Genomic DNA, 7,119 nt, shown 5'->3' with positions numbered 1-7,119 from the left:
GGCCAGTTCAGGACCCGGCCGAGGGCCGCGGTGAGCGCCTCGGGGACCGGCGCCGCCGCGAAATCGGCGGCCACCGGTTCGAGCTCGCCGACGCCGAGCTCGCGCAGCAGCTGCGCGGCGTCCGCGGCGGTCCGCATTCCCGCGAGCACCTCGAACGGGGTGAGCGCGCAGAGTATCTCCGGCTTGGGCCAGTCGTCGACGTAGTTGCGGGCCTTGTCGCCGGGCAGCAGGCCGCGTTCTGTCTCCTCGCGGAAGCCGGCCTCGGCCTGCGCGCGCGACGGGTGCACCTGGATGGACAGCGCCTGCTCCGCGGCGAGCACCTTGAGCAGGAAAGGCAGCCGCCCGCCGAACCGCCTCGCGCACTCCGCGCCGAGCTCGCCTGCCGGGTCCGCGGCGACCACAGCGTCCAGCGTGGTGCGGACGCCACCCCGGTCAAGGCCGGACGGCGCCGACGGGTGCGCGCCCATCCACAGCTCGGCTTCCGGCCCCGCGGTTGGGGCCTGGCGGCCTTGAAGCTCCGCGAGCACGGTCCGCGACCCCCACGCGTACGGCTGCACCATCGGATCGAGAAGGTCCACCCGCGGCATGCTAGTCCACCGCACCCCGCCGCGACGGGCACCCTGCTAGCCGGCCTGCCTCGCCGACGCCCGGCTAGTCCGCGCCGGTCGTATCGACGGGGTGCTCGACGAGGGCGACGACGCGGCTGGCCATGAACCGGGCGGTTCGCACCGTCGTCCCGGTCCTGGTGACCTCGCTCACCTCGACAATGCCCCGGCCAGTACTGACCTCCACCCGACGCCCGGCCCGGGTCGCGGCCATCTCGTACGCCTGGGTGCCATCGCCGGTGTCGACCACGATCTCCACCCGGTCACCCTTCACGGCACCCCCCGCCCAACTCGATCGCGCGCCACGGCACCCTCCCACGGATGGAACGTACGTTTTCACACATACCACCCCGCGGCCCCATAGGAAACTCTCAACGCAACGCGCGCGGCCTACGGACCCGTCTATTGCGTAATCGACAACCGTGCCCGCCATCGCACGGCCTCTACGTGTGTATTTTCGGGGCATATTCACCCGGAATTACACACATAAGCCAGACTGGCCGCGGCAGGTGGCCACGGTGACCTCTCCGGCAGAGGCAATGCCGCAAGGGCCGCAGGCGGGGCGCGTTCGGCGCCCGCAGCGCCGTGCCGCACGCACATAAGGCGAGAAATGCACCGCAGAACTAGGGCAAAAGGGACACAAAGCGGGCAGATCTCGCCCTAGGTGGCGAACACTGACCATCGCGACGGCGGACGCGCCGGTCCAGGCCGTCCGCGCGCCAGCGGCACGTGCGCCTCAGTAGGTGGGCAGGCTCGGGTCTACCTGGTTAACCCAGGCGAGCACACCGCCGCCGACGTGCACCGCGTCGGAGAAGCCGGCGTTCTTGAGTACCGCCAGCACCTCCGCGCTGCGCGCGCCGCTCTTGCAGTGCAGCACGATCTGCTTGTCCTGCGGCATCTTCTCCAGGGCGGAGCCGTTGAGGAACTCGCCCTTGGGGATCAGCGTCGCGCCGGGGATGGAGACGATCTCGTACTCGTTCGGCTCGCGGACGTCGACGAGGTAGATGTTGTCACCCCGGTCCAGCATGGCCGCCAGGTCCTTCGCGGAGATCGTGGAGCCGACGACCGCCTCGGCGGCTTCCTCGGACACCGCGCCGCAGAACGCGTCGTAGTCGATCAGCTCGGTCACCGTCGGGTTCGTGCCGCAGATGGCGCAGTCAGGGTCCTTGTTCACCCGGACCGTCCGGTACGTCATCTCCAGGGCGTCGTAGATCATCAGCCGCCCGGCCAGCGGCTCGCCGATGCCGGCGATCAGCTTGATCGCCTCGTTGACCTGGATCGACCCGATCGACGCGCAGAGCACGCCGAGCACGCCGCCCTCGGCGCAGGACGGGACCATGCCGGGCGGCGGGGGCTCCGGGTACAGGCAGCGGTAGCACGGCCCGTAGTCGGCCCAGAACACGCTCGCCTGCCCGTCGAAGCGGTAGATCGAGCCCCAGACGTACGGCTTGTGCAGCAGCACGCAGGCGTCGTTCACCAGGTACCTGGTCGCGAAGTTGTCGGTCCCGTCCACGATGAGGTCGTAAGGCGCGAAGATGTCCATCACGTTGGACGAGTCCAGCCGGTCCGTGTGCAGGATGACCTTCACGTACGGGTTGATCTCCGCGATCGACTCCTTCGCGGACTCAGCCTTGGACTTGCCGACGTCCGAGACGCCGTGAATGATCTGCCGCTGCAGGTTCGACTCGTCCACCGTGTCGAAGTCCACGATGCCAAGGGTCCCGACGCCGGCCGCGGCGAGGTAGAGCAGCGCCGGCGAGCCGAGGCCACCCGCGCCGACGACCAGCACCTTGGCGTTCTTCAGGCGCTTCTGGCCGGCCATTCCCACATCGGGAATGATCAGGTGACGCGAGTAACGCTTCACCTCGTCTACCGACAGGTCGGCAGCCGGTTCAACAAGGGGTGGCAGCGACACTTCCAACTCCAGTCAGTATGGGGGAACTCGTTAGGCGTCAACCTGGTCGTGGCGGCCGGAATTCCCCGTCACGTCACCGCCCGCCCGTGTCCGGTCTACCATCTCACGGAACAGCCGCGCGACAAGCTCAGGACGCTCCATCTGGGCCACGTGACCCGTCTGCGGCAGCACCATCACGGTAGCGTCGCGGAACGCGCGCCGCGCCGGAGCGGCGAGCCTGGGGTTCACCAGCCTGTCGCGGCTGCCGAACGTGACAAGCGCGGGGACCGTGATCCGCTCGGCCGCCCGCCACAGCGAGTACCTGCGCGGCCGCAGGTTCTCCGCCACGATCGTGCGCGCCGCGCGGCTCAGCGTGGTCGCGCTGTAGCTCAGCCCGTCGCGGCGCTTCAGCTCCGCCACGTCATGCCAGAAGCGGTCCGGGTGCATCGCGGCCGGGTCGTTGTAACAGGTCGCCACCACCCCGGCCACCCGGTTCTCCGCCGGAACGCGCTGCGTGCGGCGCATCACCCAGTCGCCGACGACGGGCAGCCCGGCGAGCGGGAAGCGCAGCAGCTCCGGCCGGATCAGCAGGTCGGGCAGCACCGGCGAGACGAGGGTCAGCGTCCGCAGCAGGTCGGGGCGGCTGGCCGCTACCCGGATGGAGACCGCGCCGCCCATCGAGTTGCCCGCCAGGTGCACCGGCCCGCGGTCGAGGGCCTCGATGAGCCGGATCACGGTGCCCGCCAGCGCCGTGATCGAGTAGCCGCGCTTCGCGGCGGGCGGCGGGGAGAAACCCGACCCCGGCAGGTCCACCGCCGCGCAGGCGAAGTCCGGCGCCAGTTCCCCCATGAAGTCGGTCCAGTTGGTGGCCGCTCCCGACATGCCGTGCACGCACAGCACCAGCTCTTTGTTCTTGTCCTGAACGGAGCGGGGCGTCTCCGCGACGTACACCTGCTCGCCAGCGGCGAGGGAGACCGTGCGACCTGGCCAGTGCGGGATGGGGCCGGTCACGCGCTCGCCTTCCGGCGGGAAGACGAGCGTTTCGCCGGGGCGGCCTTGCCGTCGCCCGGTTCTCCGCTGTCTTTCGCCCTGTTGGCCTTCGCCGCGGCCACGCTCGCCCGCAGTGTCTCGGTGAGATCGGCGGGACCGCCTGGCTTCTCCGCCGAGATGCCGGGCGCCGGCCTGACCAGCTCGTTGCCCTCGATCTTGGCCTGTACGAGCTTCTCGAGCGCGTCCCGGTACGCGTCCTTATACGCGCCCGGGTCGAAGTCCTCTGTCATCGTGTCGATCAGCGAGGCGGCCATCTTCAGCTCCTGCGACCTGACTTCCACGTCCTCGTCGAGGAACTTGAAGTCGGGGGTACGCACCTCATCGGGCCACAGCAGCGTCTCGAGGACCAGCACGCCGTCCCGCACCCGCACCGCCGCCAGCGCCTCGCGCTGGCGGATCGCCACCTTGGCGACCGCCACCCGGCCCGATCGCTCGAGCGCGTCGCGGAACAGCATGTAGGCGCGCACCCCGGCGGGTTCCGGCTCCAGGTAGTAGGCCTTGTTGGCGAGGATCGGGTCGAGCTGGCCCGACGGGGCGAAGTGCTGCACGTCGATCCGGTGGGCCGTCGCGAGCGGCAGGTCCTTCAGGTCGTCGTCGGTGAGCACCACGACGTCCCCGGTGGCCAGCTCGTAGCCCTTGGCCACGTCGGAGTACGGCACCTCCTGGCCGTCGATCGAGCAGACCCGCTTGAACTGGATCCGGCCGCCGTCCTCGCGGTGCACCTGCCGGAACGACACGTCGCGCTGCTCTGTCGCGGTATAGAGCTTGACCGGGATCACGACCAAGCCGAACGAGATGACTCCGGCCCAGATGCTGCGCATGAACCACCCCTACCCACATTTATCGGCCGCCAAGACCCCACGACTGGAGGGGGACTTGACATGGTGGATGCTGGGTATGGCGGAGACCACCCCTGGCACGGAAGAGGTCGAGCATTGAGCGAGACAAGCATCGAGATGCCAGACGACGACGCCGCCGAGCAGGCACGCGAAGTGCCCGAAGAGGAGGCCGGTGAACTGCGGGAACTCCCGCTCGAGGTAGACGAGGCAGACGCCGCGGAGCAGACCCGCGACATCGGCTACGACGACGAGGATTACCGCTGACGCACACTGACCACTACCGTTGGTGCCTATGGCTAGCACTCGGAGATCACCTTGACCGCCCCATCAGCCGCCAAACCGCGAGGGACCAGGCTCCCCCGGCTAGCGCGCCGCCGCCAGCTGCTCGACGCGGCCATGGAGGTTTTCGTCGCCCGTGGCTATCACGCGGCGGCGATGGACGAGATCGCCGAGCGGGCCGGGGTCAGCAAGCCGGTCCTCTACCAGCACTTTCCCGGCAAGCAGGAGCTCTACCTCGCGCTGCTCGACGAGAGCGTGGAGCAGCTGATCGACGGGGTCCGGACGGCGCTGCGCTCGACCACCGACAACTGGCAGCGGGTCACCGCGACGTTCAGCGCGTACTTCGGGTACGTCGCCGAGCACAAGGGGACGTTCCGGCTGGTCTTCGAGTCGGACTTCACGAACGATCCCGCAGTCCGCGAGCGGCTGGACACCGCCGACCGCAAGTGCGCCGACATGATCAGCCAGGTGATCAAGGAAGACGCCGGAGTGGCGGACGACGAGGCGCACCTGCTGGGCATCAGCCTGGTGGGCATGGCACAGGTCAGCGCCAGGTACTGGCTTAGCACGGTTGGCTCGATCCCGAGGGAGGCGGCCGAACAGCTGGTGGCGCGGCTGGCCTGGCGCGGAATCAGCGGCTGGCCGCTCACTGCCGACCAGCCGGAACAGCCGCCCGCGCAAGCCTGAGGGCGGCGACTCTCCCTACCCACTCAGCATGAGGAGCGCCGTGGAAGTCAAGATCGGGATTCAGTCCATTCCGCGCGAGCTCGTCGTGGACACCGACGCGACCGCGGCAGAGATCGAACGTGACCTGGCGGCGGCACTCGCCGCCAAGGACGGGCCGGCCATCCTCGCGCTGGGCACCCAGAAGGGCGGCCGGGTGCTCATTCCGGCCGACAAGATCGCCTTCGTGGAGTTCGGCGGCGACCAGTCGCGCCGCGTCGGCTTCGGCAACATTGTCTAATTCCGCGTCTGGTACCGTTGGGTAACGGCTGGGCAGTGGAATGTCGTAATCCCAGTTCGTGTTGACACTGACGCTGTGCCTGGATGCCGCGTGCCCGATGGAGGCGCGGGTGCCAGGCGCTCAGCGCACGGAGGAACCCCTGACAACTCAACCAATCCAGTCCGCCGATGGATCCTACGCGGTGGCATTCCGCGATCTCGGCGTTGACGAGGTAATCTGCACCGCGCTCGAAACCGCGGGTATTCACACCACATTTCCCATTCAGGCGCTTACGCTCCCGCTGGCCATCGACGGCCAGGACATCATCGGGCAGGCGCGTACCGGCACCGGCAAGACGCTCGCGTTCGGCATTCCGATGCTGCACCGGCTGGCCACCACGTTCGCCGCGGACCGCGCAGCCAAAGAGCCCTCGGCCCTGGTCGTGGTGCCCACGAGGGAACTCGCCGTCCAGGTCGCCGAGGACATCAAGCAGGCGGGCCTGCATCTCGGCGCGCGGGTGCTCACCGTCTACGGCGGGCGCGCCTACGAGCCGCAGATCGACGCCCTCAAGGCGGGCACCGACATCGTGGTCGGCACCCCTGGCCGGCTGCTCGACCTCGCCAACAGGAAGAACCTCGACCTCGGCAAGGTCCGCTCGCTCGTCCTCGACGAGGCCGACAAGATGCTCGACCTCGGCTTCCTGCCGGACGTGGAGCGCCTGCTCAAGCTCACCCCCGACGACCGGCAAACCATGCTGTTCTCGGCGACGATGCCTGGCGAGGTCGTGACACTGGCCCGCCGGCACATGCGCCGGCCGACTAACATCAGGGCCGAGGAGGCGAACGAGTCCGCGCCGCCGCCGCTCACCAGGCAGCACGTCTACCGCACGCACAGCATGGACAGGATTGAGATGCTCGCGCGGGTACTGCAGGCCAAGGACCGCGGCCTGTCGATGGTGTTCTGCCATACCAAGCGCGCCTGCGACCAGGTGTCCACGGCGCTGGACGACCGCGGTTTCGCGGTCGCGACGGTGCACGGCGACCTGGGCCAGGCCCAGCGCGAGCGCGCGCTGCGCGCGTTCCGCAGCGGCAAGGTCGACGTCTTGGTGGCCACCGAAGTCGCCGCTCGCGGCATCGACGTGGACGACGTGACGCACGTGATCAACTACGAATGCCCGGACGACGAGAAGGCTTACGTGCACCGCATCGGCCGGACCGGCCGGGCGGGACGGGCCGGCGTCGCCGTGACGTTCGTGGACTGGCGCGACATGCAGCGCTGGAAGCTGATCAACGACGCGCTCGGCCTCGGCCAGCCGGAGCCGGCGGAGACTTACTCGACGTCTGAGCACCTGTACACGGAGCTGTCCATCCCGCCGGGCGTCACCGGCACGCTGCCGCGCGCGATGCGCGCACGGGCCGGCCTGTCCGCGGAGGCGACGGAGGACCTCGGCGAGACCGGTCGCATCAGGTCGCGTCCCAGCGAGCCGCGCGGCCGGAGCCGGGGCAGGGC

At 69.3% G+C, this 7,119-nt stretch carries 9 protein-coding genes; 4 read left to right on the top strand and 5 right to left on the bottom strand.

The annotated features are described in order from the left end of the window. The 5 genes from manA to WA805_RS32035 form a co-directional block, all read right to left on the bottom strand. On the bottom strand, positions 1-578 hold a 578-nt coding region (gene manA, locus WA805_RS32055), incomplete at its 3' end, for a mannose-6-phosphate isomerase, class I (RefSeq protein ID WP_425244214.1). Positions 579-651: 73 nt separating this feature from the next. Then, positions 652-879 carry a hypothetical protein gene (locus WA805_RS32050; RefSeq protein ID WP_422273909.1) on the bottom strand — a complete coding sequence of 76 codons (228 nt, stop codon included), beginning with the start codon at positions 877-879 and terminating at the stop codon, positions 652-654. Between the two features lie 462 nt (positions 880-1,341). Further along, positions 1,342-2,520, bottom strand: a complete 1,179-nt coding sequence (moeZ, locus tag WA805_RS32045; RefSeq protein ID WP_422273911.1) for an adenylyltransferase/sulfurtransferase MoeZ — start codon at positions 2,518-2,520, stop codon at positions 1,342-1,344. Positions 2,521-2,550: 30 nt separating this feature from the next. Then, a complete protein-coding gene (locus WA805_RS32040; protein ID WP_422289048.1) occupies positions 2,551-3,510 on the bottom strand; it encodes an alpha/beta fold hydrolase in 960 nt (319 codons plus the stop codon). Next, on the bottom strand, positions 3,507-4,370 hold the full coding sequence (locus WA805_RS32035) for a Ku protein (RefSeq protein WP_422273916.1): 864 nt from the start codon (positions 4,368-4,370) through the stop codon (positions 3,507-3,509). Before WA805_RS32035 ends, WA805_RS32040 begins: the two co-directional genes overlap by 4 nt. Positions 4,371-4,484: 114 nt before the next feature. Here WA805_RS32035 and WA805_RS32030 point away from each other — a divergent pair, with 114 nt between their 5' ends. The 4 genes from WA805_RS32030 to WA805_RS32015 form a co-directional block, all read left to right on the top strand. Continuing rightward, positions 4,485-4,652, top strand: a complete 168-nt coding sequence (locus WA805_RS32030; protein ID WP_422273917.1) for a hypothetical protein — start codon at positions 4,485-4,487, stop codon at positions 4,650-4,652. Positions 4,653-4,703: 51 nt separating this feature from the next. After that, positions 4,704-5,354: a TetR/AcrR family transcriptional regulator gene (locus tag WA805_RS32025; protein ID WP_422273919.1), complete on the top strand. Its 651-nt coding sequence runs from the start codon at positions 4,704-4,706 to the stop codon at positions 5,352-5,354. Positions 5,355-5,394: 40 nt separating this feature from the next. Next, the gene (locus WA805_RS32020; protein WP_422324652.1) at positions 5,395-5,631 is read left to right on the top strand and encodes a DUF3107 domain-containing protein; all 237 of its coding nucleotides are present in this window, start codon (positions 5,395-5,397) and stop codon (positions 5,629-5,631) included. Positions 5,632-5,812: 181 nt separating this feature from the next. Next, a partial coding sequence (locus tag WA805_RS32015) for a DEAD/DEAH box helicase (RefSeq protein WP_425244213.1) occupies positions 5,813-7,119 on the top strand: 1,307 nt, incomplete at its 3' end.

It is taken from the genome of Trebonia sp., assembly GCF_049794275.1.
Taxonomy (GTDB): Bacteria; Actinomycetota; Actinomycetes; order Streptosporangiales; family Streptosporangiaceae; genus Trebonia.
Note: the sequence above shows the minus strand (reverse complement) of the source record. Positions and strands in the feature narration are given on the sequence as shown.